Below are 25,185 nucleotides of genomic sequence, written 5' to 3' on the forward strand. Positions count from 1 at the left end.
TGGATGGCCCCGCCAAGTGCGAGGCCGTCCGGTTTAATCCAACTGACCGTCCTGGTCCTTGTCGGCCGACAGGAAATCGTCGTTCATCTGCGCGTCGAATTCCGACCTTGAGATGAAGCCATCGTTATCGCGGTCAACGTCCCGAAACTGGTCTTCGTCCAGATGCGGCTTGGCCTCCTGCAGTCCCACCGAACTGTCCTTGTTCACATCCATCGCCTGAAACGCATAGTCGGAAAAGGCGTCGAACTCTTCACGGGACAGGAACCCGTCATTGTTTTTGTCGATGGCTCTCAGCTCGTTTTCGTGCAACTCGGCAACGTTTTCGGCCGAGGCGGCACCGGCCAGCAAAACGGCCGCAGCGATAATAAGTCCACGTGTCATTCCGGCTCTCCTCAGCATGCGAATCTGTTGCCTTCGACAGCGCCGGCGGCAGCGCCTGCGCCTGTCAGGATGGACTTGCCTGATCCGCCCCCGAACTGGTTGCCAATGGCACCGCCGATCAGCGCACCGCCCAGCGTTCCGCTGAGGCACGCAATTTCGTGCTGGCGCGCCGCCTGTTGTTGCGGGGTCGGGGCTGGGCCGCAGGCGGCCAACGCCCCCGCAGTGCCTAGCAATAAGGTAATGATTTTAAGCTTCATCAAACAAACTCCTGATTGTCTTATCTGAATATTGGCAGATCAGGGCGTCGCATCAAGTTAAATGGTCAACAAGGCCCCGAGGTCACCCGGGGCCAAGTCGCATCAGATTACGTCCAGCAGGCCTTCACCAGCCGAAATCTCGCAAGCGCCGGGGTTTTCTTCCAGATTCAGGGCGGTAACCTTGCCGTCTTCGACCAGCATCGCATAGCGTTTGGACCGCGCGATCAGACCGGCTGGCGGCGCGTCGAAATCCATGCCGATGGCCTTGGTGAACTCGGAAGCGGCGTCGCCCAGCATGGTCAGGCCGGCCTCGGTCGCGCCGGTGGCCTCACCCCAGGCTTTCATCACGAAGGGGTCGTTGACCGAGACACAGATGATCTCGTCCACGCCCTTAGCGTCGAACTGGTCCTTGGTGCGCATGAAGCTGGGTACATGGGCCGAATGGCAGGTCGGCGTAAAGGCGCCGGGCACCGCAAAGATCACCACTTTGCGTCCCTTGGTCTTGTCTGAAACCCGTACCTCTTCGGGGCCGTCTGCGCCCAGTTGGGTCAGCGTGGCGTCGGGCAGCATATCACCTGTCGAAATCATTTTAAGCTCCTGTCATTTGGATTTGCAGAGTCGGGCTTAGCCGCAATATAGGTGGTCGGGTGGACGAGACCACGTGAATTCGACAGGGCGGGAGGAACATGAGCCATATTGTCGTGATCGGCGCGGGGCAGGCGGGGTCATCGCTTGTCGCCAGACTGCGCAAGGACGGGTTTGACGGGGACATCACCCTGATCGGGGCCGAGCCGCATCTGCCTTACCAGCGCCCGCCGCTGTCCAAGGCCTATCTGCTGGGCGAGATGGAGCTGGAACGCCTGTTCCTGCGGCCCGAGAGTTTCTATGCCGAGAACAACATCACCATGCGTCTGGGCCAACGCGTGACGGCGATTGACCCGCAGGCCAAGACCGTGACGGTCGGTGATGAGGTGATCTCGTATGACGAATTGGCACTGACCACTGGGTCGGACCCACGCTATCTGCCTACTGCGATTGGCGGTGATCTGGAGGGTGTGCATGTGGTGCGCGATCTGGCCCATATCGACGAGATGGAGCCCCGCGTGACAGACGGCGCACGCGCGCTGATCGTGGGCGGCGGCTATATCGGGCTCGAGGCCGCGGCGGTCTGCGCCAAGCGCGGGGTCAAGGTGACACTGGTCGAGATGGCTGATCGCATTCTGCAACGGGTGGCCGCGCCTGAAACCAGCGACTATTTCCGAGCGCTGCATACTGAGTATGGCGCCGATATCCGCGAAGGCGTTGGATTGGAGCGCCTGGTCGGTGAAAACGGCAAGGTAGTTGGCGCGGTTCTGACCGACGGCACTGAGTTGCAGGTCGATTTCGTCGTCGTCGGCGTGGGCATTTCCCCCTCGACTCAGCTGGCCGAGATGGCCGGGTTGGAACTGGACAATGGCATCAAGACCGACGCTCATGGCCGCACTTCCGACCCATCAATCTGGGCGGCGGGCGATTGCGCCTCGTTCCCGCATGGCGGCACCCGCATCCGCCTGGAAAGCGTTCCCAACGCAATCGATCAGGCCGAGGTTGTGGCCCAAAACATGCTGGGCGCGGCCAAGGATTACGTGGCAACGCCGTGGTTCTGGTCGGATCAGTATGACGTCAAACTGCAGATCGCGGGCCTGAACACCGGCTATGACCGCGTTGTGACCCGCAAGGGCGACGGGCAGACTGTGTCGTTCTGGTACTACAAGGGCGATCAGCTGATTGCGGTGGACGCGATGAACGATCCGCGCGCCTACATGGTTGGCAAACGCCTGATTGAATCGGGCAAGACCGCCGATCCTGCCATCGTGGCCGATGCAAGCGCGGATCTGAAACCGCTGCTCAAGGCGTGAGGATCATCGCCGGAGAGTTCCGGGGCCGCGCCTTGGCCTCGGTCGGTAAGGGGGATACGGGTGCCCATCTGCGCCCCACCACCGACCGCGTCCGGGAAAGCCTGTTCAATGTGCTTGGCCATCAGATCGACTTTGACGGGCTGCGTGTGCTGGACCTGTTTGCGGGCACCGGCGCGCTGGGGCTTGAGGCGCTGTCGCGCGGCGCGGCGCATGTGACCTTTGTCGATGACGGGCGCGTGGCGCAGGGTCTGATCCGCAAGAATATCGACCTGACCCGCAGCGCCGACCGCACTGACCTGATCCGCCGGGATGCCACGCGGTTGGGAGAAAACTCTGGCGCGCCCTATGATCTGATCTTTCTGGACCCGCCTTATGGCAAGTCTATGGGACAGAAGGCCATCGCCGCCTTGTCGCAAGGCTGGATCGCCGACGAAGCCTTGATCGTGTGGGAAGAAAACGCCCCGATGCAACCGCCCGCGGGGTTCACCCTGCAGGACAGTCGAAAATACGGCGACACGCATATTACCCTGATGTGGAGCGATGCCCCGAATGCATGATCTGGTCATTTTCGATTGCGATGGCGTTCTGGTCGACAGTGAGCCCCTGTCCAATCAGGTGCTGGTCGCAAACCTGGCCCGGCACGGGCTGTCATTGACGGCGGATGAGTGCCACCGGATTTTTACCGGCAAGACCATGCCCGAAGTTCAGGATATCGCCCGCGGTCTGGGGGCTGATCTGCCCGAGGGCTGGATTGCGGAATTCGATGCCGAAACCGATGCCCATCTTCGAAAGGGCGTGCCTCTGGTTCCGGGCATTCCGGAACTGTTGACGCTTCTGGATGAACGCGGCGTGCCGTTCTGCGTTGCCTCCAATGGCGGTCCGGACAAAATGCGGGTCACTTTGGGGCAGAACGGCCTATGGGATCGGTTCAAGGACGTAATGTTCACGGCCTACACACTGGGTGTCGGCAAACCCGATCCGACCATGTTCCTGACGGCTGCGAAACAGTTCGGCGCCTCGCGGCCCGTGGTCATCGAAGACAGCGCCAGCGGTGTTACCGCCGCAATCCGCGCCAATATGCGCTGTCTGGCCTATGCGCCGCATGGGGGTGGGGATGATCTGGCCAAGCTCGGCGCAGAAGTCATCACCGATATGGCCGAGGTTCCGGTGCTTTTGGGGATTTGACCAGGACGTGTTAGTATCATGGCATGGACCGTGCCCTGACACATCCGATCTGGACTGTTCCGCAGGAAACCGACGCAACCACCGGGCCCGAGCGGAAACCCACGCGCGCGCCGGTGTTCATCAACGACGCGGTCACGCCATGGGGTCAGGAAACCCTATTGCTGAAACTGTTACGCGATCAGGCCGCCGATCAGGAGGAATAGGTCGGGTGAAACTTGTCACCCGGTGACAGGGTAAAGATCTCGACCCCATCCCCCGTCACACCCACCGAATGTTCGAACTGCGCCGACAGCGACTTGTCGCGGGTCACGGCGGTCCAGTCATCGGCCAGCGTCTTGGTCTCGGGGCGGCCCAGATTGACCATCGGTTCGATGGTGAAGAACATGCCTTCTTCCAGAACCGCACCAGTACCGGGGCGGCCATAATGCAGCACATTCGGCGGTGCGTGGAACACGCGACCCAAACCGTGACCGCAGAAATCGCGGACAACACTCATCCGATGCGCCTCGACATAGGCCTGAATGGCGTGGCCGATATCCCCGAACGTGTTGCCCGGTTTGACCATCTCGATCCCCTTGAAGAGGGCATCATGGGTCACCTGGATCAGACGCTCGGCCTTGCGGGGCAGTTTGCCCGCCACATACATGCGCGACGTATCGCCAAACCAGCCGTCAACGATGACCGTGACGTCGATATTCAGGATATCGCCATCCTTCAGCCGCTTGTCGCCGGGAATGCCGTGGCAGACCACGTGATTCACACTGATACAGCTGGCGTGCTGATAGCCCTTGTAGCCGATGGTGGCCGAGGTTGCGCCCGCGTCTTCGACCATCTGGGTGATCAGCCCGTCAATCGCGCCGGTGGTCTGACCGGGAAAGACGTGGCTTGCAATGTCATCCAGAATCCGCGCAGCCAATGCCCCTGCCGCATGCATGCCGGCAAAGTCATTCTGCTCATAGATGCGGATACCGTCCTTGGTCAGACGGCCACGATGTTCTTTCATGGATGCGAGGCTCCAAATGTTTCGCGCAGCATTCCTTTTACGCTGCTTGTGCAGAAAGTACCAGAGGGCGTCAGGTCGCAATGGCAGAACCGCGCCGGATCGCGTGCAGACCCACAGGTAATAATGAACTAGCGCAAGGCAAGTCCAGGCGGGCTCACGAAACAGAGAAGGGCAGGCAGATGCAAAGAAAAGCTGACCAGTTGAGAGCCGAGATTGCCAGCATCAGCGAACTTCTCCAGACCGGGCGACCGGATCGTGCCTTCAAACGAGCCACCAAAGCCGCCAAGAAATGGCCAAAAGTCGCGGCCCTGCCAAGACTTGCGGGCATCAGCGCGGTGCAGCAGCAAAAACCCAAACTGGCCCAAACCCATTTCCATCAGGCCTGGCAGCTGGACCCCGGAAACGCCGAGTTGATCCAGAACTTTGCGCTCAGTCTGGTTCAGGGGGGAGATCCCGCAAATGCGCTGACATTTCTGAAAAAGATCGCCGCGCGCGGCCCATTGAGCCCCGCCCAACAGTTCATTCGCGCACTGGCTTTGTTGCAAGAGCAGGAACCGGAACAGGCGTTGGCCGATGTCGAGCAGGTATTGAGTCGCGAACCGGCCAATCTGAATGCACAGATTCTAAAGGCGGACATTCTGGATTCGATGCACCAATGGCAGGATGCCGTTGATGTGTTGATGGCGCTGGTCGAGAATCAACCGAAATACCTTCCGGGCCTGTTGCGGCTGGCGAAGTCGCAACTGGGTTTGGGGCAATTGGATGAGGTTCTGAAAAACGTCCGCGTGGTCCTTGCGCAAGCGCCGGAACATCCGGAAGCGCTGGAATTAATGGCTGGTATGCCGAACCTGTCCTTTGACGACATCGCCATGTTGCAGACCGGGATCTCCAAATCGCTGGAACGCGGCACCGCGGCCAATCCGGAGGATGAGGTGAAACTCCGGTTTGCTGCGGCCAATCTGGCGCGCCGGCAAAAAAAACACGGCTCAGGAAATGCAGCATCTGGCCGAGGCTCACAAGCTGCAGCGCAACGGGTTCGAATCCTGGGAAGAGCGCAGCGCGAAAGACTGCGTCAAACGACTGGCCGCCCCTTTGCCCGCCACGAACACAGAGCCGTCTGCTATCAGTGCCCGGCCGATTTTCGTGGTCGGCCTGCCCCGGTCCGGCACGACGCTGGTTGAACGTATTCTGGCCCGCCATTCCGCGGTTCAGGGGCTGGGTGAGCTGGCCTCGGTTCATCAATGGGCGCGTCAGGCCGAAGCGCAACCGCCGGAATGGCGCGAGACCCATAAACTGGCCGGTTTCTATTTTGACAAGCTGCCTGCACTGCCGGATGATGCTGAGGCATTTGTTGATAAGGCCCCCGGCAACTATGCCTTTTTGGGTGAGATCGCGCAGGCCTTTCCCAATGCCGTGATCCTCAACGTGCTGCGCGACCCGCAGGATATCGCTTTGTCCATGTGGCGTGCGAATTTCGGGGCGGGTGGGCTCTATTACACTCATGACCTGAACTGGATGGCGGCTGAGGCCAACCGGTATCAGCGCTATATGCGTGACTGGCACGAGGTTCTTCCGGGGCGTATCTACGATATTCGGTATGAGACCTTGGTGGGCGATCTGCAGAACACTGCGCAAGATCTGGCGCGGATTTGTGACTTGCCCTTTGAGGACGCCATGCTGACGCCGGACCAATCCGCGAATGCGATCAAAACGGCCAGTAACCTGCAGGCCCGACAGCCGGTGAATACGGCCTCGGTTGGCGGTTGGCAGGCGGTGGCTGATCACTTTGAGCCGTTTGTGAAGAGGTTGGATGCCGAATTGTGGCCTGAGGTGGCGGAGGCGCTTTAAAACGCTCTGGGGATGTCATCAGACTTGGGTCTTGCAAGCACTTGCAGGTGGTCCTGCCAAATAATCTTGCCTGGATCACGTGTCCGGATCTCGCGAATTTCACATCCTGCCAAAGTCAACGCCGAGGCCAATTCACGCGCCCGCGTTATGACGTTCCCTGCCGCGCGGTTGTAGAATTTTGCGTCTTCACGAAACCAGAACAGTGATTTTCTGATATCGGGTGTACGAACCTTTCCCCGTAGCCGAGGGTATGTCAGCCCCCCGCCGCCTTCAGGGCTGAACCAGTAAAAAGCTTCCTCGTGGGCGCGTTGAACACTGCCTTTCAGACGTGAAAAGTCGATTGTGTCCCGCGCTGCAAACATGCCCAGTTCTGCATTTAGGCTTGGATGGTCTGTGTTGGCCAAAAATCGAATAAACATCTGTAGGATATTAATTTTTGCAATCTGATCGTTCCAGAATGAAGCAATCACGTGCTGTGTGAAAAACCCCTTATGGTGTTTTAAAACTGCGACCTGCTTCAACCCCTACCCCGTCAGGCGATATCCGCGTCCCATACACCAACCGCTCCACCCCTTGCGTCTGTGCGGCCTGAAACGCCGCCGCATAGGCCGGGTCGATATCAGCGGCCAGCGCCAGACGATCGCAATCGGTGCGCTGCACCAGATACAGCATGATCGCCCGGTGCCCCTGTGCGACCATCGCCGCCAGCTCTCCCAGATGTTTGGTGCCGCGGGCGGTTACACTGTCGGGGAACTCGGCCAGACCGGGCTGGCGGGATAGGGTGACGCTTTTGACCTCGACATAAGCATCGGGCAGGCCGGGTTGGGTCAGCAAGAAGTCGATCCGGCTGTTTTCGCCGTATTTCACCTCGGGGCGGACGGTTTCATAGGCGGCCAGTTCGGGGATTTCGCGCGCCTCCAGCGCCGCGCGCAGGGCTTTGTTCGGAACCGAGGTATCGACCCCGGTGAAATGACCGTTTTCATGATCGACCAGCCGCCAGCCGTATTTCAGCTTTTTCTTCGGGTCGTCATTGGGCTCTAGCCAGATTTTCTCACCCGGCTCGGCCAGCCCCATCATTGAACCCGGATTGGCGCAGTGGGCGGTGACCTCGCGCCCGTCCTCCAGCGTGCAATCCGCCAGAAAGCGTTTGTAGCGGCGGATAAGGCGGGCGGGGACAAGGGGGGTTTCAAATCGCATGTCTCAGGGCCTATACCTGCCCTAACGGTCGATCAAGAGGGGGCGCACCATGGCAAATCCAACTGCAGCAATGCTGGTGATCGGGGATGAGATCCTTTCGGGCCGGACCCGCGATTCGAATATGCACTATCTCGCCGGGGAACTGGCCAAACATGGCATCGATCTGAAAGAGGTGCGGATCGTTAGCGACGATGCCCCGGCGATCGAGGCGGCGGTCAAGGCGCTGTCCGACGGCCACGACCATGTGTTTACCAGCGGCGGGATCGGCCCCACCCATGACGACATCACCGCCGATTGCATTGCGCGCGCCTTCGGAGCGCAGATCGACACTCGCGATGATGCCCGGGCGTTGCTGCAGGCGCATTACGACAAGTCGGGGCTGGAGTTGAACAAGGCCCGCCTGCGCATGGCGCGCATTCCCGACGGGGCGGTGCTGATCGACAACCCGGTCTCGGCCGCACCGGGGTTCACCATTGAAAACGTGCATGTGATGGCCGGGGTGCCATCGGTGTTTCAGGCCATGGTTGCCAGTGTCCTGCCCGGCCTGACCGGGGGCAGCCCGCTATTGTCGCAAACCCTGCGGGTGGATCGGGGCGAAGGCGATATCGCCGCCACGCTTTCGGCACTGGCCGATGATTTCACGGACCTGTCGATCGGGTGCTATCCGTTCCAGATCAACGGTGTCTTTGGCGCCAATGTCGTGGTGCGCGGCACCGATGGTGCGCGTATCGATGCCGCTACCACCCGGCTTGCGAAAGAGCTTGATCTGTGAGCGTCAACTGGGCCGACATCGTCGATGGCACATGGCCTGCTGCCGGGTACGAGCGGCTGGGGCCGTTTCAACTGCGGCAAGGGCAGGGTGGTGGATCTCGTGTATCCGCGGCCAATGCGCTGGGGTCGGCAAGCGAGGCTGATATCGACGCCGCTGAAGCCGCGATGCAGGCGATGGGGCAAAAGCGTATCTTCTGCCTGCGCCCGGGGGATGAGGCGCTGGATGCGCAACTGGCCGCGCGTGGGTATCAGGTTCTGGACCCGGTCAACACCTATGCGTGCCCTGTCGGTCACCTGACGGATATGCCGATCCCCCGTGTCACGGTGTTCCTCACGCCCGAGCCGCTGGCGATCATGCGTGAGATCTGGGCGAAAGGCGGCATCGGTCCTGCGCGGGTGGCGGTGATGGAGCGCGCGAAAGGCCTAAAAACCGGCCTGTTGCTGCGCCACAACGATCAGCCCGCCGGGACCGGATTTGTTGCGATTCACGATGGGGTCGCGATGGTGCACGCGCTGGAAATCCTGCCCGATCATCGCCGTCAGGGGCTGGGTGGTTGGGCCATGCGCGCCGCCGCCTTCTGGGCGCGGGACAACGGGGCAGAAACGCTCAGCGTGATCTGCACCAAGGCAAACGCGGGGGCCAACGGGCTTTATCGCGCGCTCGGGATGGAGATTGTCGGCGAATACCACTACCGTCAGCTTGTTTAAGGAGAAAGCCCGACGTGACCGACCAAACCGCCCCCACCGCGCTGGACCTGCCGATGGTGAACCCGCTGCCGCCCGAGACGCAGAAATACTTCGATATCTGCGTGGAGAAACTGGGCTTTGTGCCGAATGTGCTGCGGGCCTATGCCTTTGACATCGACAAGCTGAACGCCTTCACTGCGATGTATAATGACCTAATGCTGGGCGACAGCGCCCTCAGCAAGCTGGAGCGTGAGATGATCGCGGTGGTCGTATCGGCGATCAACAAATGCTTCTACTGCCTCGTGGCTCATGGCGCAGCGGTGCGGCAGTTGTCAGGTGACCCGCAGCTGGGCGAGATGCTGGTGATGAACTACCGCGTCGCGCCTTTGGACAAACGTCAGCGGGCGATGCTGGACTTTGCTGCCAAGATGACCACCGCAAGCACAGAGATCGAGGAGCCCGACCGTCAGCGCTTGCGGGATGCAGGGTTCACGGATCGCGATATCTGGGACATCGCTAACGTGGCCGGCTTTTTCAACATGTCGAACCGCGTTGCCAGTGCTACGGCGATGGTTCCGAACGACCAATACCACGCGCAGGCCCGATGATCCGCTTTGCCTCACTGATCCTGTTGCTGCTGGCCGGGTCGGGTGTTGCGCAAGACCTGACGCTGCCCTCGGGCGCGCGCCAGATCAGCGACCGGATCAGCCCGCTGGACAGCTATGACTTGCCCACCGGCCCGTTTGCCGACGGAACCCTGCCCACGCGGCAGGTCGAGGGGCGGGTTGAGCGGATCACCTGGCGCCTGCAATCGGGCGCCAGCACAACGCTGCAACTGCTGGCGCCGCTGCGCGATCAGATTGTCGCGCAAGGCTATGACGTACTGTTCGAATGTGAGGCCCGCGCATGTGGCGGGTTCGATTTCCGGTTCGGAACCGAGGTTGTTCCGACCCCTGACATGTATGTGGCGATTCAGGATTACCGTTTTCTGTCCGCCACCCGCGGCGACGATGTGCTGAGCCTGCTGGTCAGCCGCAACCCGCCCAGCGGTTACATTCAGCTGATCCGTGTCACTCCGACTGACGCAGAAGTCCCACCGCCCTTAGTGGTCGAGGAAACGGTCGGCCCGTCCGGGGGGCTGTTGGCCGCGTTGAAGCAGAACGGGCATGTGATTCTGGACGACCTGCATTTCCGCACCGGAGAAATTACGCTGGGCGATGGTCCTTTTGCCTCGTTGGGCCTGATCGCGACCTTTTTGACAGACAATCCCGATACGCGGCTTGCACTGGTGGGTCACACGGACGACACCGGCGCGCTGGATGCCAATATTTCGGTCAGCACCGGTCGGGCGCAGGCGGTCCGCGCCCGCCTGATCGAAGCGCATGGCGTTGCCGCCGACCGGATCGAGGCGCGCGGTATTGGGTATCTGGCGCCGCTGACCTCGAACGCCACGCCCGAAGGCCGCGATCTGAACCGCCGGGTCGAAGCAGTTCTGCTAGTCAATTAACCCCGCTGACATAGGTCTGACAGGCAAGCCAACCAAAACCGAAAGGAGCCCACATGCCCGACCAGACACCAACGCCGCAGGCATTGATCATTGGCGCGGGGGCCGGTCTTTCGGCATCTTTCGCGCGGGCACTATCGCAGGGCGGCTACGCCGTGCATCTGGCCGCCCGCGACGTGTCGGATTTGGGGTTCTTGGCCGCCGAGACAGGAGCGACGCTGCATCAGCTGGATGGCACGGATGCTCAGGGCGTGGCAGCGCTGGTTGAGGGCCTGCCGGGTGAGCTGCGGGTTGCGTGCTATAACCCCTCTGCCCGGCAACGCGGCCCGATCACCGATCTTGATCCGGAAACCGTCCGCAAGGCGGTTGAGGTGACCGCGCACGGGGCGTTCCTGCTGGGCCAGGCCGCCGCCCGGCGCATGTTGGATCAGCCGATGCGTGACAACCGGCGTGGCACGATCCTGTTCACCGGTGCCTCGGCCGGGGTCAAAGGGTTTCCACTGTCGGCGCCTTTTGCCATGGGCAAGTTCGCGCAACGGGGGCTGGCGCAATCCATGGCTCGTGAATTGCACCCTCGGGGCATCCATGTGGCCTGGATCAATATCGATGGCGGTATCCGCAATCCTGACCGGGTTGCGACAAACGACACGCCCGATTCGATGCTGGACCCGGATGCCATCGCGCGGGAATATATGCATCTGATCCATCAGGACCGGTCCGCCTGGAGTAACGAACTGACCCTGCGCCCCTGGGTCGAACGGTTCTGAGCGGACAAAAAAAGACCCGCACAGATGCGCGGGCCATCGAGGTTCACCGGGGAGATATTACCAGTCCATCGGGCCCTTTTCGTTGAAGGACTCGACAAGAAAATCAATGAATGCCCGCACCTTGGGCTGGGTAAAGCGGCCGGGCGGGTAGACGGCGTAGATACCCTGCACCTCATCGGGCAGCGACGGCATCGCATCCAGAACTGCACCGGATTTCAGCGCGTCCGCGTACAAGTAGCTGGGAAGATACGCGATCCCCAACCCCGAGATGGCCGCATTCAACAACGACTGGCCGTCATTCACGCTCAGCCAGCCAGCGGTGCGGACCTGCCGCTTTTCGCCCGAAGGGGCGGTCAGCTTCCAGACGTTGCCCGAGGATTGGCTGGAGTAGTGCAGCAGCTTGTGTTCGTTCAGGTCGTCGATCTTCTGCGGCCGCCCGAATTTCTCGATATAGCTGGGCGCAGCGACCATGCGTTTCACGGTTTCGGTCAGCTTGCGGGCGCGCAGGGTGCTGTCTTCCAGCTCACCAATGCGCACGGCGACGTCGAAGCCTTCCGAGATCAGCTCAACATAGCGGTTGTTCAGCACCATGTTGACGGTGATGTCGGGATAGGCGGCCAGAAACTCGGACAGAACCGGCGACAAGTGATTCACGCCGAAATCCGTTGCCACGCTTATCCGCAGCAGACCCGAAGGGGCGGACTGCATTGATGTAACCAGCGCATCCGCCTCGCCCGCGTCATTCAGAACGCGGCGGGCGCGGTCGTAATAGGCCAGCCCGATCTCGGTAGGGGAAACGCGGCGTGTCGTGCGGTTCAGCAGCCGTGCGCCCAAGCGGGCCTCTAGGCTGGATACGTGCTTTGACACGGCCGATTTGGAGATGCCCATCTTCTTGGCCGCATCGGTGAATCCACCCTGGTCCACCACATTGGCAAAGGCTTCCATTTCGGTAAGTCGATCCATTCTCGTTCCCCGGGTGCATAGTCTTTGCCTGACATTCGCCTTCAATCTGGGCGGAAACAGGGCAGACATGGGATAATATCAGGGATTTAAATCAGATCGTTTGCAGATGGGAAACGCGGAAACAATGGTTTCCGGAGTCACCACAGAGCTTGAAAGGCAGGGGATTTCGGCGTTTGTGCCCGACTGTGTTAAGGTGAGCATGGCAAATTTGTGACCACGGAGGAGATCATGAAAGCCTTGCTTGCCCTAGCTGCCCTGTGCCTGTCCGCAACCCTTGCGCTGGCCGGAGGGGAAACCGCATCCAATCCTGACGCGAAAGTTTATTTCGTGAACCTGGCCGATGGGGACACCGTGCAATCCCCGGTTACCGTGGTCTTTGGCCTCAGCGGCATGGGGGTGGCCCCTGCCGGGACTGAAAAGGAAAACACTGGCCATCATCACCTGTTAATCGACCGCCCACCGCTGGGTGAGGGCGAGGACGGTGCGGATGAGCTGGCCTATGGCCTGCCCGCAGACGACAACCACCTGCATTTCGGCGGCGGCCAGACCGAAGTGACGCTGGACCTGGCCCCCGGCGAGCACACGCTGCAACTGGTGCTGGGCGACGCAGGCCATGTGCCGCATTCCACTCCGATTGTGTCCGAGGTGATCACGGTTACGGTGGAATAAGGTGCCTTTAGGCTGATGTTGTGTTCTGCGCCGCGTCACCTTTAGGCGGCGCACCCACGAAGGACAGAATCGCAACGATTGCCAGCAGACTGCCGATTGAGATCGCTACAATCGCCCACAAGACCGCACCATGATGTGCAATGGCGGCCAACAGCATCGATACCGCGATAATCGCCAGCCGTCCGAGTGTTTTTGAAACCGCTTGCGCGGCAATCCTTTGCTCTTTCGGGGCGATGTCCATGAAGTACAGCGTCCGTGCGCTGCCCAGCCCCGTGACCGCGACGGTCGCCACGAACAGGGATACCGCGTGCAGGTGCACCGTATGATCCAGCCCCTGACTGTGCAGTGCGATCAGGCAAATGCCGGAAACGGCGATCATCGCCGCTCCGGCGATCATGACCGAACGGTTGGAATAGCCTGACAGAGCACGCCAAAGCGGCGCAGCCACCATCAGGGCGGCCGCTGATGACACGACCAGCGCCGTCAGCCCCTGCTCGGAACTGTGATGCGCCTCAGCCGCGATCAGGGCGAAGAACGGCACCGACAATCCTGCCAAGACAAAGGAAAGCCGGACAAACATATACTTTCGAAACCATGGCTCGACCAATAAACGCGCCGCACCTCGCCAGAAGGCGCGCATCGACTCAATGCGCGTCTCTTTGGTTGCCTGCTGCGCTTTACCCGGGTGCTCTTGCAACGCCATCACCAGTGCCGCCGACACGGCAAAGCACAGCGCACCGAACCCGACCACCATACTGTGGCGCGTCAGGGCCGGAGCTTCCTGAAAGATCTGATGCAGCACCAGAACAGCCGCTATCGTAGCCGCACCGCCGATGGCCTTTTGCGAATAGCTCACACGCATCCGGTCGCGGGACGGAAGATTGTCACCCACAAACTCGATGATCAGCAGGCTTTTGACCTCTTCCAGAAACCCGATCAGGAAAATCCCAACGACGAACGCCCCGATCACGACGGTCCGGTCGCTATGGGTCACGGCCAGTACAACGGCCGCGAAACACAGCCCGACCACGATATCGATCCGGGCAATGGCGGCTTTCTTCTGCGCCAACCGCCCGATTGGTCCCGCAGCGCAGATATCGGCCAAGGTTCCGGCTGTATGGCGGATCGCCACCAGCGCAGCGGCCAAAAAGATTGGTAAATCCATCGACACTGCCAGAAACGTCAGCACGACCGAGGGGCTGGCCATGGACCACGCCATGACAGAAAAAGCCCCCTGTCCCGCCAAAAGCGGAACATTTCGGGATGGGGGCTGGAGCGTCTTGTGGGTCATTCTCTCGCGCGGTTTCTCCGGAACGGAAGACTACCGCGCGAGTTCACGATATGTCGGCGCGCAACGCAAGGCGCAGGGCGGTGTGACTAGAATGTTGCGGCCAGCCGCGTGCCCTGATTGATCGCGCGTTTGGCGTCCAACTCGGCGGCCACATCCGCGCCACCAATCACATGTGGGGTGATGCCGCGGTCGATTAGCGCATCCGCAAGGCTGCGCTCGGACACCTGGCCCGAGCACAGAACGATTGTATCCGCCGCGATCACCGTGGGGTCGGCGCGTTCTTCGCCAAAGCTGATATGAAGGCCGTCGTCGTCGATGCGCTCGTAATTCACGCCGCCCACGAAGTTGACGTCCTTCATCTTCAGCGTTGCACGGTGAATCCAGCCGGTCGTCTTGCCCAAGCCTTTGCCGTGTGCCTGTTTCTTGCGCTGTAGCAGCGTGACGTCGCGCGCGGGCGCTTCGGGTTGCGGGCCCTCGGGCGCCAGACCCGAGCGGTGCTGCTCCGGGTCGGTCACGCCCCATTCCTTCATCCAGGCGGGCAGGTCGGTGGTGATGCTATGGCCGTTCTCCAGCAGGAACTCGGACACGTCGAAACCGATACCGCCTGCGCCGATGACGGCGACGGATTTGCCAACCTCGGCCTTGTCGCGCAGCACGTCGATATAGTTGACGACGTTGTCACGATCCTGCCCCGGTATCTGCGGGTCGCGCGGCGTAACCCCGGTGGCGATGACCACCTCGTCAAAGCCGGTCAGGTCGTCGGCGCTGACCTCGCGGTTCAGTTCCACCTTCACGCCCAAGTCGGCCATCATGTTGCGATACCAATCGACCAGACCCCAGAATTCTTCCTTGCCCGGCACCTGTTTGGCCATGTTCAGCTGACCACCGATCTCGGCGGCGCGGTCGAACAGGGTCACGTCATGGCCGCGCTGGGCGGCAGTCATCGCGGTGGACAGGCCCGCCGGACCGGCACCAACGATGGCGACGTTTTTTGGCGTTTCGGCTTTGCCGATTTCCAACTCGGTCTCATGGCAGGCGCGTGGGTTTACAAGGCACGAGGTCAGCTTGCCGCTGAAGGTGTGATCCAGACAGGCCTGGTTGCAGGCGATACAGGGCGCGATCTGCGCCGACTGACCGGCCATCGCCTTGTTCACGAAATCCGCATCCGCCAGCATCGGACGCGCCAGCGAGACCATGTCGGCGCAGCCGGTGGACAGAACCTCTTCGGCGACCTCGGGCGTGTTGATCCGGTTCGAGGTGATCACCGGGATGCCGACCTTGCCCATCAGCTTTTTCGTCACCCAGGCAAAGGCTGCACGGGGAACACTGGTGGCAATTGTCGGAATCCTCGCCTCGTGCCAACCAATGCCGGTGTTGATAATCGTGGCCCCGGCCTGTTCGATCTGCTGGGCCAGTTCCACAACCTCTTCATGGGTCGAACCGTTGGGGATCAGGTCGATCATCGACAGCCGGTAGATGATGATGAAATCGGTGCCCACGGCCTCGCGCGTGCGGCGAACCACTTCGATGGGCAGACGCATCCGGTTTTCATAGGAGCCACCCCAGCGATCTTCGCGCTTGTTGGTATGGGTGACGAGGAATTGGTTCAGGAAATACCCCTCGGAACCCATGATCTCGACCCCGTCATAGCCCGCCTTCTGGGCCAGAACGGCGGCGTTTACGATATCGCTGATCTGTTTCTCGATGCCTTCTTCATCCAGCTCATTGGGTGGGAAGGGCGAGATCGGGGATTTTACCGGGCTGGGGGCCACGCATTTGGGACCATAGGCATAGCGCCCCGCGTGCAGGATCTGCATGGCGATCTTGCCACCCGCTTCATGCACCCGCTGGGTGATAATGGAGTGGTTCGCCACCTCTTTATCGTTGGTCATCATCGACGCGCCGGGCAGAACCGAGCCTTCGAGGTTGGGACCAATCCCACCCGTCACCATCAGCCCCACACCGCCACGGGCACGGTCGGCATAAAACTCGGCCACGCGGTTCCAGTCGCCGGTCTCTTCCAGCCCCGTGTGCATCGAGCCCATCAGGACGCGGTTCTTCAACGTGGTAAAGCCCAGATCCAGCGGGGCCAGCATGTTTGGGTACGCAGTCATGGCGAACTCTCCCTCCCGATTCTTCGGTGTTAGATTGACGTTCACGTCACCTTTGTCACGCAGAACCTAACGTCACACCCTTTGCTGTTCCTGAACCGCTTGATACAGAGTTGCCAGAGCAATGTACGAGGCCGCGCATGACCCCCGAAGAAATCGCCAAACTGCCCTATCGCCCCTGCGTCGGTCTGATGCTGATGAACGCCGACGGCAAGATTTTCGTCGGCCAGCGCAATGACCGCCACAAGGATGCCTGGCAGATGCCCCAAGGCGGCGTGGACAAGGGCGAAGACCCCCGCGATGCGGCGCTGCGCGAGCTGTGGGAAGAAACCGGCGTAACCGCCGATCTGGTTGAGGTCGTAGCCGAGACCGAAGGGTGGCTGCCCTATGATCTGCCGCATGACATCGTGCCAAACATCTGGAAAGGCCGCTATCGCGGGCAGGAGCAGAAATGGTTCCTGCTGCGCTTCACCGGCCGCGACGATCAGATCAATATCGAAACCGACCATCCGGAATTCACCCGCTGGAAATGGCAGGACCCCGGCAAATTGATCGATGAGATCGTGCCCTTCAAACGCGAAGTGTACGCGCAGGTGGTTGCGGCGTTTGACAGCTATCTGAGTTAAGGGCACCACCACACCCCGCTGTTCACCCCGCGACAACTTGCTGTGAGGGGGCGTGGTTCCGGTTCTGGCACCCCTCTAGCTTGGTGGGCATGAAGGACAGCGCCCACATCCACTCCGCCATCGTTCCTGCCGGTCGCACATTCCAAGGCAAAGACCAACGTGCGCCGTTGCGTGGCGGGCTGCAAAGCTGCGGTGAATACGGTGCGGGCCAGACAGCGGGACGGTTTTATCCCATCGCTTGCGTCGCGCTTGAGGTCACGCAGCGCTGCAATCTGGACTGTACGCTGTGCTATCTCTCGGACCGAGCCGAGATGACTTATGATCCGCCGCTCTCTGTGCTGTTCGCACGGTTGGCAACGATCCGCAGCCATTACGGCACCGGGGTCTCGGTACAACTGACCGGAGGTGACCCGACCCTGCGCAAGGTTGCGGATCTTGAGGCGCTGTGCCGCGAAATCCGTCGTTTGGGGATGCGATCCTGCCTGATGACAAACGGTATCCGCGCCAGCCGGGCGATGCTGACACGGCTGGCAGCGGCGGGGCTGGACGATGTGGCCTTTCACGTGGACATGACGCAGGAGCGCAAAGGCTTCCGCAGCGAGGTTGAACTGAACACCGTGCGCCGCGCCTATATCCGCAGGGCGCGGGGGTTGGGGCTGCGCATTCTGTTTAACACCACCGTTTTTGGCGGCAACTTCGAGGACCTCCCGGCGCTGGCACGGTTCCTGCGGGATTGCCCCGAGGTCGCCTTTGTCTCGTTCCAGATGCAGGCTGATACTGGGCGCGGCGTCCTGCGCGCGCGGCCCGATGCGATCGCGCAGGACAGCGTCGCGCGCGCGATCGAGGCGGGGTATGAGACGCCGCTGCATTTCGACACGGCGGTGGTGGGGCATTCCAAATGCAACCGCTATGCCAGTGTCGTCAACGCCGGAGGACGTTCGGTGTCGCTGCTGTCGAACCGGCGTCTGGTGCATCGGGTAATTGCGGCACTTGAGGGCGCGGATGACAGACAGGATGCCCATATCCGTATTCGCCCCAACCTTTGGCGTGCGATCCGACGTCATCCGTTGTTGACACTGCGCGTTTTTGGGCATCTGGCCGTTCGCGTGGCGCGTCTGGGGACGGGCTTGCTGCGCGGGCCGGTGCGACGGCAGGTGGTGTTCATCCACAACTTCATGGCCGCCGACGCGTTGGAGGACGACCGCTGCGCCTCGTGCGTGTTCATGGTGGTGACGGCGAACGGTCCCCTGTCGATGTGCGTGCACAACGCGCAGCGCGATCAGCATCTGGCCAGTCCGGATCGGATCGACGGGCCCACCGGCCCAAGATGGTGGAATGCGGCGGTGCCCCGTTTGTCTGCGTGCTCGGACTTGCCTGACTTGAACGACCCCACACTGGCACCGCTCAAACGGTTGAAGGGGCAGATGCGGGCCGCGCGCCTGACCCGGAAGGACGCCTCATGAAAAAGCTGCTGTTCCTGATGCTGCTGCCCCTGTTGGCCGCCTGCGCCAGCGTCGAACGTCTGGCCTTGCCTGCACCCGAGGTGTTGCCGGGGCAATCCCTGACCCGGTTTGCCTCTGCGCCGGGCCAGCAAGTCGATCACCGGGACTGGACGGCATTCCTGTCCCGCTATGTCGCGCCCGATGCCCAAGGCGTGAACCGAGTGGCTTACGGGCAGGTGACCCCGGCGGATCAGGCGCGGCTGGACGGGTATCTGGCCGATCTGCAAACCGTTGACCCGACACGGCTGACCCGTGATCAGCAACTGGCCTATTGGATCAACCTGTATAACGCGGTGACGGTGGATGTGATCCTTGAGAACTACCCGGTCACCTCAATCCGCGCCATCAAGGATGGCCCCCTCTCCATCGGCCCCTGGAACCGCCAGCTGGTGCAGGTTGCAGGAGAAACGCTGACCTTGAACGATATCGAACACCGCATCATCCGGCCCACGTTCGACGAGCCGCGCATCCACTACGCATTGAACTGCGCCGCTGTAGGCTGCCCCAACCTGATGGACCGCGCCTGGCAAGCCGGGACGCTGGAGCGGGACTTTGCCGCCGCCGAACGCGCCTATGTCAACGACCCGCGCGGGGTTCGGTTCGACGACCGCGGCGGGCTGATCTTGTCGAAAATCTACATCTGGTTCCAAGAGGATTTCGGACCGAACGAGCAGGCGGTTCTGGACTATCTCCAGACGGCAGCCGATCCCGAATTGCGCGCGCGGCTGCAAAGCACCGCGCGCGTCAAAGCGTATAAATACAGCTGGGTCTTAAACGACGCAGCTGCGGCGTTCTGAGGGGTCAGAGGAACCCTTCAGCGCGCAGCAACTCCTGCATGTTTGCCTCGGGGCGCGGGCCGATATGGCTGATGACCTCGCGGGCGCAGACATTGCCGATCTTGGCGCAGGTCTCATAATCGCGGCCCGTGGCCATGCCGTACAGGAAGCCGGCGGCGAATTGATCGCCCGCGCCGGTCGCGTCCACCGGAACCACTTTTTCCACCGGCACGTCTATGCGCTGACCGTCATGCAGGACGGTCACGCCGTCGCCCGAGCGGGTGCACACGACCAGCGGGCAAATTTCGGCGGTTTTCGCCAGCGCCTCTTCCAGATCGTCGGTTTCGAACAGCGATTTGATCTCGGCCTCGTTGCCGATTACGAAATCCAGCTCGTTCTCGATCAGCAGCAGGAAATCGACCCGGTGGCGTTCCACACAGAACGGGTCGGAAATGGCGATGCCGGTCTTGCCGCCGCCCTTGTGGCAGTCGCGCGCGGCCTCAAGAAACGCCGCCTTGCCCTTTTCCTTGTCGAACAGATAGCCCTCAAGGAACATGATCTGGCTTTTACCCGCAACGTCCGAGGACACGTCGGCCGAGGACAGCTCGGACGAAATGCCCAGATAGGTGTTCATCGACCGCTCACCATCGGGCGAAACAAAGATCATCGACCGCGAGGTCGGCAGCTCTCCGCCCGGAACCGGAGGGTTCACGAAATCGACGCCATCCTCGTTCATCGCGTCCGCGTAGAACCGGCCCAGAGCGTCGTCATGCACCCGGCCGATAAACGCCGCGTCCAGACCCAGTGCACCAGCCCCGGCGATGGTGTTGGCCACGGACCCGCCCGGCGTCTGCACCCGGCCTTCCATCGAGGCATACAGAACTTCGCCGCGCTCTTGCTCAATCAGTTGCATAATGCCTTTTTCGATGCCCATTAGTTCCAGGAAACTGTCATCGGCCTGGGAAATCACGTCCACAACGGCATTGCCGATGCCAACAAGCTGGTAGGTTTTCATAGATTCTTGTCCTCAAATTCGCAGAGATCGCGGATGATACAGGTACCGCACATGGGTTTGCGGGCTTTACAGTGATAGCGGCCATGCAAGATCAGCCAGTGATGCGCATGGAGCTGGAAATCGGTTGGGATATTGTCCTCGATGGCGCGTTCGACCGCATCCACATTCTTACCGGGGCAAATGCCAGAGCGGTTGCCGACGCGAAAGATATGGGTGTCCACGGCCTGCGCCGGATAGCGCCACCACATGTTCAGAACCACATTGGCCGTCTTGCGCCCGACCCCCGGCAGCGATTGTAGTGCAGCGCGCGAATTGGGGACCTCGCCTTCATACTCGTCGACCAGGATACGGCTGAGCTTGATGACATTCTTGGCCTTTTGCCGGAACAGACCAATAGTCTTGATATGTTCGATCAGGCCTTCTTCACCCAGATCCAGCATTTTTTGCGGCGTGTCGGCGATTTTGAACAGCTCTTTGGTGGCCTTGTTCACGCCCGCATCCGTGGCTTGCGCCGACAGGGCCACCGCCACGACCAGAGTATAGACGTTCACATGGTCCAGCTCGCCCTTGGGTTCGGGGTCGGCCTCGTGAAAGCGGGTAAAGATCTCGCGGATCTTGTGATATCCGAGTTGTTTTGCCATCCGGGCCTTAATGCCGCCCGGGGACGTGTGACACAAGCCCAAAGCCAATGCGCATGTTCCGGGTCGCGGAGGCGTGACCGGCGCGCTATGGTTAATCCCAGACAAAGAGGTGAGAGACATGAACGTCCAGACCCCCGAAAGCGGTTATCACTACAACGTCATGCGGCGCGCGATCGAACTGATTGATCAGGGCGGCGAAAGCCTCAGCCTTGAGGAACTGGCCCGCCAGATGGACATGAGCCCGGCCCATTTCCAGCGCCTGTTCTCACGCTGGACTGGCGTGTCGCCGAAACGGTATCAGCAATACCTGACATTGGGCCATGCCAAGGCGCTGCTGCGTGAACGCTTCACGACGCTGGAAACAGCGCATAACGTCGGTCTTTCCGGCAGCGGCCGCCTGCATGATCTGTTCCTGAAATGGGAATCCATGAGCCCCGGCGAATACGCCCGCAAAGGCGCTGGCCTGACGATCTTTTGGGGCTGGTTCGAAAGCCCGTTTGGCCCGGCACTGGTCATGGGCACCGACAAAGGCATCTGCGGCATGGCTTTCGGCGCCGAGACCGGTGAGGAAGAGGCGATGGAGGACATGCTCTCGCGCTGGCCGCAGGCAGAGTTCGTCGAGGACTCGATGCGCCTGCGTCCCTGGGTTCTCAGCGCCTTTGGTTCGGTCAGCGACCGGCTGGAACCAACACCGCTGTACCTGATCGGCTCACCCCTGCAGATCAAAGTGTGGGAGGCGCTGATGCATATCCCCTCCGGTCAGGTCACGACCTATTCCGAGATCGCGGAACGGGTGGGTTCGCCTCAGGCGGTGCGGGCCGTGGGCACAGCGGTCGGGCGCAACCCAGTCAGCTGGCTGATCCCCTGTCACCGGGCGCTGCGCAAATCCGGCGGTTTGGGCGGTTATCACTGGGGCCTGCCGGTCAAACGCGCCATGCTGGCCTTTGAAGCTGCTCAGGCGGATGCCTGAGGAATAGAGCGAGGCACCGTCAGGTGCCTCACAACTGGATCAGTTATTCTGCGGCCCATCCGCCGACGGCTTTGACCTCAAGGAAGTCCTCCAGACCGAAGACGCCACCTTCACGCCCATTTCCGGACTGTTTCATCCCCCCGAAAGGGGAGCCCGCACTGCGCGATTGGCCGTTCATCTCGACCATGCCCGAGCGCAGCACGCGGGCCATGCGGTTGGCCCGCGCGCCATCCTGCGTCTGGACATAGTTGGTCAGGCCATAGGGCGTGTCATTGGCGATCTCGACCGCCTCTTCTTCGGTGTCGAAGGGGATCATGGTCAGGACCGGACCAAAGATTTCCTCACGCGCGATGGTCATCTGGTTATTGGCATCGGCAAAGACTGTGGGGCGGACGAAATAGCCTTTGTTCAGACCCTCGGGCCGACCGGTACCGCCCGCGACCAGACGGGCGCCTTCGTCGATACCTTTCTGAATCAGGTCTTGGATCTTGGTCCACTGGACCTCATTCACCACCGGGCCGATATGTCGGCCTTCCTCAAGCGCGGGTCCGACTTTGACCATGTTCGCCACCTCGGCGGCTGTTTCGACCGCCTGATCGTAGATCGGGCGCTGCACCAGCATACGGCTGGGGGCATTACAGCTTTGGCCGCTGTTCTGCATCATGTGCAGTACGCCGCGTTTGACCGCCTTTTCATCCGCATCGGCGAAGATCACGTTCGCGCCCTTGCCGCCCAGTTCCAGATGTACCTTCTTGAGCGTATCCGCAGCCGCTTTGGAAATCGCCGTACCTGCGCGGGTTGAGCCGGTAAAGCTGACCATGTCCACATCCGGATGCGCCGACAGGCGCGAGCCCACGCCGATACCGTCGCCGTTTACAAGATTGAAGACACCGGGTGGAAAGCCGGCCTCATCCATCATTTCGGCAAAGATCATCGCGTTCAGCGGGCTTTGTTCCGAGGGTTTCAGCACCATCGTGCAACCCGCAATCGCCGCCGCGCCGACCTTGAGCGTGATCTGGTTCATCGGCCAGTTCCAGGGCGTGATCAGGGCCGCGACGCCAACCGCCTCAAAGATGATCCGGTCATTTGGGGCGTGATCACCCAGCGGGCGTTCGAACTGAAACGCTTTGGCCGCACGGATGAAATTGGTCAGGTGATACATCCCGGCACCCGACTGCGCGCTGCGCGACAAGTCCAGCGGCGCGCCCATTTCCAGCGACATGGCTTGCGCCAGATCCTCGGAACGGGTCTGGTAGATTTCGACCAGTTTCTCGACCAATGCGATGCGGTCCGCGACCGGTGTGGCCATCCAGCCAGGTAAGGCGGCCTTGGCGGCAGCGACGGCAGCGTCGGTGTCCGCCTGCGCGCCCAATGAGATCACCGCGCAGGGTTCCTCGGTCGAGGGGTTGATCACGTGAAAGTCATTGGCCGTCGACGGGGCGACCCACTGGCCGTTGATGTAGAAATCGCGTTTTTCGATCATGGTGCATCCTCCTGTGCCCGCAGGCTGAAACCGAAGTGTTGGGGCACTCTGGCACCAGTGCGGGGGCGCGGCAAGTAATAATTTGATCAAATTATTTAACGGCCCAAAATGGTTTAACAATTGCGCAAAGTGTTTAGGTTGACGGCAACCGACTCGGGTTTTTCACAAGAGAGGAGATTCACCATGGGTTTGCGCATCAACGATACGGTTCCGAATTTCACCGCAGAAACAGATCAGGGCACCATTCAGTTCCACGACTGGATCGGCGACAGCTGGGCCATCCTGTTCTCGCACCCCAAGGATTTCACCCCTGTCTGCACCACCGAGTTTTCGGCCGTGGCGCAGCTGAATGACGAATGGGCGGCCCGTGGCACCAAGGTGATCGGTGTGTCCGTGGACAATGTCGAGGACCACAAGAAGTGGAAAAAGGACATCGAAGAATACGGCAACGCCAATCCCGGCTTCCCGATCATCGCTGATGACGGGCTGGCAGTGTCCAAGGCCTTCGATATGCTGCCCGCCGAGGCTTATCTGCCCGATGGCCGTACGCCTGCTGACAGTGCCACGGTGCGGTCGGTCTTTATCATTGGGCCGGACAAGCAGCTGAAACTGTCGATGACCTACCCGATGACCGTGGGCCGGAACTTTGCCGAGATCCTGCGAGCGCTGGACGGGTTGCAGATGTCGGCCAAGGGTGTGGCAACGCCTGCCAACTGGGTGCCGGGTGAGGATGTGATCATTCCGCCTGCGGTGTCGAATGACGAAGCAAAAGAGAAGTTCGGCGAGTTTGAGACGATCTTCCCCTATCTGCGCAAGACCAAGGCGCCGTCGTAAGACGGGACCGGGGCAGGGGGGCTGTCTGCCCCCCATCGCGACCGGGCGCGATTCCCCCCCCGAGAGTATTTTCAGCCAGATGAAGCAGGCGGGCGTTGTGGGTGCAGGTGGAGCTGCGCCCGGTAGGTTGCGCGTTTGAATTCGCGGGTCAGCTTCTCTGACAGTGGCGGTTTGGTCTGGATGGTCGAGCCGCCGATTTCGCCCGCAACCTCTTGGTTGCCGCTGCCTTGCAGGGCATGGATGGGCTGACCGGTCAGCCAGTGCATTTGCAGGAACGTGTCCACAGGGCGGTCGATCTGATTGGTCGCAGCCAGCAGGCGTTCGGCGGCGCGACGACCCACCACCTGACACACGCATTGCAGGCCGATCACCTTGGGCAGGATCAGGCGCAGCTCGTTCTGCTCGACCAGGGTTTGGACGGGCACTTCGCGTTGCTTCACCGGAATGCGGATATAGTGATCGGGGGTGGCGATCGGGGCCAGCATCTCCAGCACCTCGGCCATGCGGGCGGGGTCGATACGCAGGTCATCCTCGGTAATGATGGCCAGATCGATCTTTTCCTCGACCAGCTTGCGCCAGATGCGGCGGTGGCTTTCGAAAACACCAATCTCGGCCGGGCGCAGGGCAAAGGGATAATGTGGGCGGTGCAGATTGCCGGGATGCAATTCTACGCCTGCGATCTGGTCGGGATCACGGCCGTTCACGGCCTCGAACAGTTCGGCATTGGGCAGGTCGGCGCATAGCTGGTCAGCATTGGGCCGCCGGGCCGTGCTGGTTGACATATGGATAACGAAGGAACGCATGAT

The 25,185-nt window shown here is 61.1% G+C and carries 30 protein-coding genes; 17 read left to right on the forward strand and 13 right to left on the reverse strand.

Going from position 1 to position 25,185, the window contains the following annotated elements; translation table 11 throughout:
* Positions 1-33: 33 nt before the first annotated feature.
* The 3 genes from GOX63_RS12690 to GOX63_RS12700 all read right to left on the reverse strand — a co-directional run bounded on the left by GOX63_RS12690 (position 34) and on the right by GOX63_RS12700 (position 1,226).
* A complete protein-coding gene (locus GOX63_RS12690) occupies positions 34-381 on the reverse strand; it encodes a hypothetical protein (protein ID WP_254435941.1) in 348 nt (115 codons plus the stop codon).
* A gap of 11 nt (positions 382-392) precedes the next feature.
* Positions 393-638 carry a glycine zipper 2TM domain-containing protein gene (locus tag GOX63_RS12695; RefSeq protein WP_170326344.1) on the reverse strand — a complete coding sequence of 82 codons (246 nt, stop codon included), beginning with the start codon at positions 636-638 and terminating at the stop codon, positions 393-395.
* A gap of 102 nt (positions 639-740) precedes the next feature.
* The gene (locus GOX63_RS12700) at positions 741-1,226 is read right to left on the reverse strand and encodes a peroxiredoxin (protein ID WP_170326345.1); all 486 of its coding nucleotides are present in this window, start codon (positions 1,224-1,226) and stop codon (positions 741-743) included.
* A gap of 98 nt (positions 1,227-1,324) precedes the next feature.
* On the opposite strand from GOX63_RS12700, the gene GOX63_RS12705 reads away from it, so the two are divergent.
* Genes GOX63_RS12705 through GOX63_RS12720 form a run of 4 tightly spaced genes read left to right on the forward strand, consistent with a single transcriptional unit; the run spans position 1,325 to position 3,924 of the window.
* Positions 1,325-2,536 carry an NAD(P)/FAD-dependent oxidoreductase gene (locus GOX63_RS12705; protein ID WP_170326346.1) on the forward strand — a complete coding sequence of 404 codons (1,212 nt, stop codon included), beginning with the start codon at positions 1,325-1,327 and terminating at the stop codon, positions 2,534-2,536.
* The gene (gene rsmD / locus GOX63_RS12710; RefSeq protein WP_170326347.1) at positions 2,533-3,093 is read left to right on the forward strand and encodes a 16S rRNA (guanine(966)-N(2))-methyltransferase RsmD; all 561 of its coding nucleotides are present in this window, start codon (positions 2,533-2,535) and stop codon (positions 3,091-3,093) included. Before GOX63_RS12705 ends, rsmD begins: the two co-directional genes overlap by 4 nt.
* The gene (locus GOX63_RS12715; protein ID WP_170545881.1) at positions 3,086-3,721 is read left to right on the forward strand and encodes an HAD family hydrolase; all 636 of its coding nucleotides are present in this window, start codon (positions 3,086-3,088) and stop codon (positions 3,719-3,721) included. The genes rsmD and GOX63_RS12715 overlap by 8 nt, the downstream gene beginning before the upstream one ends.
* 23 nt (positions 3,722-3,744) lie before the next feature.
* Complete coding sequence (locus tag GOX63_RS12720; protein WP_170326349.1) at positions 3,745-3,924, forward strand: hypothetical protein; 180 nt, start codon at positions 3,745-3,747, stop codon at positions 3,922-3,924.
* Here GOX63_RS12720 and map read toward each other — a convergent pair.
* The gene (map, locus tag GOX63_RS12725; protein WP_170326350.1) at positions 3,912-4,724 is read right to left on the reverse strand and encodes a type I methionyl aminopeptidase; all 813 of its coding nucleotides are present in this window, start codon (positions 4,722-4,724) and stop codon (positions 3,912-3,914) included. The two genes, GOX63_RS12720 and map, sit on opposite strands and share 13 nt — an antisense overlap.
* 179 nt (positions 4,725-4,903) lie before the next feature.
* Between map and GOX63_RS12730 the strand changes: the two genes are divergently transcribed.
* Together GOX63_RS12730 and GOX63_RS12735 are read left to right on the forward strand one after the other, a co-directional pair.
* The gene (locus GOX63_RS12730) at positions 4,904-5,905 is read left to right on the forward strand and encodes a tetratricopeptide repeat protein (RefSeq protein WP_170326351.1); all 1,002 of its coding nucleotides are present in this window, start codon (positions 4,904-4,906) and stop codon (positions 5,903-5,905) included.
* The gene (locus GOX63_RS12735; protein WP_170326352.1) at positions 5,868-6,572 is read left to right on the forward strand and encodes a sulfotransferase family protein; all 705 of its coding nucleotides are present in this window, start codon (positions 5,868-5,870) and stop codon (positions 6,570-6,572) included. Before GOX63_RS12730 ends, GOX63_RS12735 begins: the two co-directional genes overlap by 38 nt.
* Here the strand turns inward: GOX63_RS12735 and GOX63_RS12740 are convergent.
* The gene (locus GOX63_RS12740; protein ID WP_170326353.1) at positions 6,569-7,093 is read right to left on the reverse strand and encodes a hypothetical protein; all 525 of its coding nucleotides are present in this window, start codon (positions 7,091-7,093) and stop codon (positions 6,569-6,571) included. The two genes, GOX63_RS12735 and GOX63_RS12740, sit on opposite strands and share 4 nt — an antisense overlap.
* Positions 7,062-7,769, reverse strand: a complete 708-nt coding sequence (sfsA, locus tag GOX63_RS12745; protein WP_170326354.1) for a DNA/RNA nuclease SfsA — start codon at positions 7,767-7,769, stop codon at positions 7,062-7,064. The genes GOX63_RS12740 and sfsA overlap by 32 nt, the downstream gene beginning before the upstream one ends.
* 49 nt (positions 7,770-7,818) lie before the next feature.
* Between sfsA and GOX63_RS12750 the strand changes: the two genes are divergently transcribed.
* From GOX63_RS12750 to GOX63_RS12770, 5 genes are read left to right on the forward strand one after another with little or no spacing between them, the layout of a single operon-like run.
* The gene (locus GOX63_RS12750) at positions 7,819-8,541 is read left to right on the forward strand and encodes a competence/damage-inducible protein A (RefSeq protein ID WP_170326355.1); all 723 of its coding nucleotides are present in this window, start codon (positions 7,819-7,821) and stop codon (positions 8,539-8,541) included.
* The gene (locus GOX63_RS12755) at positions 8,538-9,248 is read left to right on the forward strand and encodes a GNAT family N-acetyltransferase (RefSeq protein ID WP_170326356.1); all 711 of its coding nucleotides are present in this window, start codon (positions 8,538-8,540) and stop codon (positions 9,246-9,248) included. Before GOX63_RS12750 ends, GOX63_RS12755 begins: the two co-directional genes overlap by 4 nt.
* Positions 9,249-9,262: 14 nt before the next feature.
* Positions 9,263-9,835, forward strand: a complete 573-nt coding sequence (locus tag GOX63_RS12760; RefSeq protein WP_170326357.1) for a peroxidase-related enzyme — start codon at positions 9,263-9,265, stop codon at positions 9,833-9,835.
* Positions 9,832-10,734 (forward strand): OmpA family protein, encoded by a 903-nt coding sequence (locus GOX63_RS12765; RefSeq protein WP_170545883.1) that lies wholly within the window; start codon positions 9,832-9,834, stop codon positions 10,732-10,734. Before GOX63_RS12760 ends, GOX63_RS12765 begins: the two co-directional genes overlap by 4 nt.
* Positions 10,735-10,787: 53 nt before the next feature.
* Positions 10,788-11,498: an SDR family NAD(P)-dependent oxidoreductase gene (locus GOX63_RS12770; protein ID WP_170545885.1), complete on the forward strand. Its 711-nt coding sequence runs from the start codon at positions 10,788-10,790 to the stop codon at positions 11,496-11,498.
* Positions 11,499-11,555: 57 nt separating this feature from the next.
* On the opposite strand, the gene GOX63_RS12775 is transcribed toward GOX63_RS12770, so the two are convergent.
* Complete coding sequence (locus GOX63_RS12775; RefSeq protein WP_170326360.1) at positions 11,556-12,461, reverse strand: LysR family transcriptional regulator; 906 nt, start codon at positions 12,459-12,461, stop codon at positions 11,556-11,558.
* A 228-nt stretch (positions 12,462-12,689) separates the two neighbouring features.
* Between GOX63_RS12775 and GOX63_RS12780 the strand changes: the two genes are divergently transcribed.
* Positions 12,690-13,130 (forward strand): DUF4399 domain-containing protein, encoded by a 441-nt coding sequence (locus GOX63_RS12780; RefSeq protein ID WP_170326361.1) that lies wholly within the window; start codon positions 12,690-12,692, stop codon positions 13,128-13,130.
* Between the two features lie 7 nt (positions 13,131-13,137).
* On the opposite strand, the gene GOX63_RS12785 is transcribed toward GOX63_RS12780, so the two are convergent.
* Positions 13,138-14,349, reverse strand: coding sequence for an MFS transporter (locus GOX63_RS12785; RefSeq protein ID WP_170545888.1), 1,212 nt, complete (start codon positions 14,347-14,349; stop codon positions 13,138-13,140).
* Between the two features lie 158 nt (positions 14,350-14,507).
* Complete coding sequence (locus GOX63_RS12790) at positions 14,508-16,535, reverse strand: NADPH-dependent 2,4-dienoyl-CoA reductase (protein WP_170326363.1); 2,028 nt, start codon at positions 16,533-16,535, stop codon at positions 14,508-14,510.
* Positions 16,536-16,672: 137 nt separating this feature from the next.
* Here GOX63_RS12790 and GOX63_RS12795 point away from each other — a divergent pair, with 137 nt between their 5' ends.
* The 3 genes from GOX63_RS12795 to GOX63_RS12805 all read left to right on the forward strand — a co-directional run bounded on the left by GOX63_RS12795 (position 16,673) and on the right by GOX63_RS12805 (position 19,457).
* On the forward strand, positions 16,673-17,158 hold the full coding sequence (locus GOX63_RS12795) for an RNA pyrophosphohydrolase (RefSeq protein ID WP_170326364.1): 486 nt from the start codon (positions 16,673-16,675) through the stop codon (positions 17,156-17,158).
* Positions 17,159-17,247: 89 nt separating this feature from the next.
* Entirely contained in the window at positions 17,248-18,621 is a 1,374-nt protein-coding gene (locus GOX63_RS12800) for a radical SAM protein (RefSeq protein WP_170326365.1), read from the forward strand.
* A complete protein-coding gene (locus GOX63_RS12805; protein WP_170326366.1) occupies positions 18,618-19,457 on the forward strand; it encodes a DUF547 domain-containing protein in 840 nt (279 codons plus the stop codon). The genes GOX63_RS12800 and GOX63_RS12805 overlap by 4 nt, the downstream gene beginning before the upstream one ends.
* A 4-nt stretch (positions 19,458-19,461) precedes the next feature.
* Here GOX63_RS12805 and GOX63_RS12810 read toward each other — a convergent pair whose 3' ends face one another.
* Both GOX63_RS12810 and nth read right to left on the reverse strand, forming a co-directional pair.
* Positions 19,462-20,451: an adenosine kinase gene (locus GOX63_RS12810; protein WP_170326367.1), complete on the reverse strand. Its 990-nt coding sequence runs from the start codon at positions 20,449-20,451 to the stop codon at positions 19,462-19,464.
* Positions 20,448-21,092, reverse strand: a complete 645-nt coding sequence (gene nth / locus GOX63_RS12815; RefSeq protein ID WP_170326368.1) for an endonuclease III — start codon at positions 21,090-21,092, stop codon at positions 20,448-20,450. Before nth ends, GOX63_RS12810 begins: the two co-directional genes overlap by 4 nt.
* A 118-nt stretch (positions 21,093-21,210) precedes the next feature.
* On the opposite strand from nth, the gene GOX63_RS12820 reads away from it, so the two are divergent.
* Positions 21,211-22,062 (forward strand): methylated-DNA--[protein]-cysteine S-methyltransferase, encoded by an 852-nt coding sequence (locus GOX63_RS12820; protein ID WP_170326369.1) that lies wholly within the window; start codon positions 21,211-21,213, stop codon positions 22,060-22,062.
* Between the two features lie 43 nt (positions 22,063-22,105).
* On the opposite strand, the gene GOX63_RS12825 is transcribed toward GOX63_RS12820, so the two are convergent.
* Positions 22,106-23,545 carry an aldehyde dehydrogenase family protein gene (locus GOX63_RS12825; protein ID WP_170326370.1) on the reverse strand — a complete coding sequence of 480 codons (1,440 nt, stop codon included), beginning with the start codon at positions 23,543-23,545 and terminating at the stop codon, positions 22,106-22,108.
* Between the two features lie 183 nt (positions 23,546-23,728).
* On the opposite strand from GOX63_RS12825, the gene GOX63_RS12830 reads away from it, so the two are divergent.
* Positions 23,729-24,379: a peroxiredoxin gene (locus GOX63_RS12830; RefSeq protein ID WP_170326371.1), complete on the forward strand. Its 651-nt coding sequence runs from the start codon at positions 23,729-23,731 to the stop codon at positions 24,377-24,379.
* Between the two features lie 71 nt (positions 24,380-24,450).
* Here the strand turns inward: GOX63_RS12830 and GOX63_RS12835 are convergent, their stop codons facing one another.
* Positions 24,451-25,182, reverse strand: a complete 732-nt coding sequence (locus tag GOX63_RS12835) for a glycosyltransferase family 25 protein (protein ID WP_170326372.1) — start codon at positions 25,180-25,182, stop codon at positions 24,451-24,453.
* Positions 25,183-25,185: the final 3 nt, after the last annotated feature.

This window comes from Ruegeria arenilitoris (assembly GCF_013031355.1).
Taxonomy (GTDB): domain Bacteria; phylum Pseudomonadota; class Alphaproteobacteria; order Rhodobacterales; family Rhodobacteraceae; genus Ruegeria; species Ruegeria arenilitoris_C.

Coding starts and splice junctions, on each gene's coding strand:
- GOX63_RS12690 (WP_254435941.1), bottom strand. CDS start 381: ATGACACGTGGACTTATTATCGCTGCGGCCGTTTTGCTGGCCGGTGCC.
- GOX63_RS12695 (WP_170326344.1), bottom strand. CDS start 638: ATGAAGCTTAAAATCATTACCTTATTGCTAGGCACTGCGGGGGCGTTG.
- GOX63_RS12700 (WP_170326345.1), bottom strand. CDS start 1,226: ATGATTTCGACAGGTGATATGCTGCCCGACGCCACGCTGACCCAACTG.
- GOX63_RS12705 (WP_170326346.1), top strand. CDS start 1,325: ATGAGCCATATTGTCGTGATCGGCGCGGGGCAGGCGGGGTCATCGCTT.
- GOX63_RS12715 (WP_170545881.1), top strand. CDS start 3,086: ATGCATGATCTGGTCATTTTCGATTGCGATGGCGTTCTGGTCGACAGT.
- GOX63_RS12720 (WP_170326349.1), top strand. CDS start 3,745: ATGGACCGTGCCCTGACACATCCGATCTGGACTGTTCCGCAGGAAACC.
- map (WP_170326350.1), bottom strand. CDS start 4,724: ATGAAAGAACATCGTGGCCGTCTGACCAAGGACGGTATCCGCATCTAT.
- GOX63_RS12730 (WP_170326351.1), top strand. CDS start 4,904: ATGCAAAGAAAAGCTGACCAGTTGAGAGCCGAGATTGCCAGCATCAGC.
- sfsA (WP_170326354.1), bottom strand. CDS start 7,769: ATGCGATTTGAAACCCCCCTTGTCCCCGCCCGCCTTATCCGCCGCTAC.
- GOX63_RS12750 (WP_170326355.1), top strand. CDS start 7,819: ATGGCAAATCCAACTGCAGCAATGCTGGTGATCGGGGATGAGATCCTT.
- GOX63_RS12765 (WP_170545883.1), top strand. CDS start 9,832: ATGATCCGCTTTGCCTCACTGATCCTGTTGCTGCTGGCCGGGTCGGGT.
- GOX63_RS12770 (WP_170545885.1), top strand. CDS start 10,788: ATGCCCGACCAGACACCAACGCCGCAGGCATTGATCATTGGCGCGGGG.
- GOX63_RS12775 (WP_170326360.1), bottom strand. CDS start 12,461: ATGGATCGACTTACCGAAATGGAAGCCTTTGCCAATGTGGTGGACCAG.
- GOX63_RS12780 (WP_170326361.1), top strand. CDS start 12,690: ATGAAAGCCTTGCTTGCCCTAGCTGCCCTGTGCCTGTCCGCAACCCTT.
- GOX63_RS12785 (WP_170545888.1), bottom strand. CDS start 14,349: ATGGCGTGGTCCATGGCCAGCCCCTCGGTCGTGCTGACGTTTCTGGCA.
- GOX63_RS12790 (WP_170326363.1), bottom strand. CDS start 16,535: ATGACTGCGTACCCAAACATGCTGGCCCCGCTGGATCTGGGCTTTACC.
- GOX63_RS12795 (WP_170326364.1), top strand. CDS start 16,673: ATGACCCCCGAAGAAATCGCCAAACTGCCCTATCGCCCCTGCGTCGGT.
- GOX63_RS12800 (WP_170326365.1), top strand. CDS start 17,248: ATGAAGGACAGCGCCCACATCCACTCCGCCATCGTTCCTGCCGGTCGC.
- GOX63_RS12805 (WP_170326366.1), top strand. CDS start 18,618: ATGAAAAAGCTGCTGTTCCTGATGCTGCTGCCCCTGTTGGCCGCCTGC.
- GOX63_RS12810 (WP_170326367.1), bottom strand. CDS start 20,451: ATGAAAACCTACCAGCTTGTTGGCATCGGCAATGCCGTTGTGGACGTG.
- nth (WP_170326368.1), bottom strand. CDS start 21,092: ATGGCAAAACAACTCGGATATCACAAGATCCGCGAGATCTTTACCCGC.
- GOX63_RS12820 (WP_170326369.1), top strand. CDS start 21,211: ATGAACGTCCAGACCCCCGAAAGCGGTTATCACTACAACGTCATGCGG.
- GOX63_RS12825 (WP_170326370.1), bottom strand. CDS start 23,545: ATGATCGAAAAACGCGATTTCTACATCAACGGCCAGTGGGTCGCCCCG.
- GOX63_RS12830 (WP_170326371.1), top strand. CDS start 23,729: ATGGGTTTGCGCATCAACGATACGGTTCCGAATTTCACCGCAGAAACA.
- GOX63_RS12835 (WP_170326372.1), bottom strand. CDS start 25,182: ATGCGTTCCTTCGTTATCCATATGTCAACCAGCACGGCCCGGCGGCCC.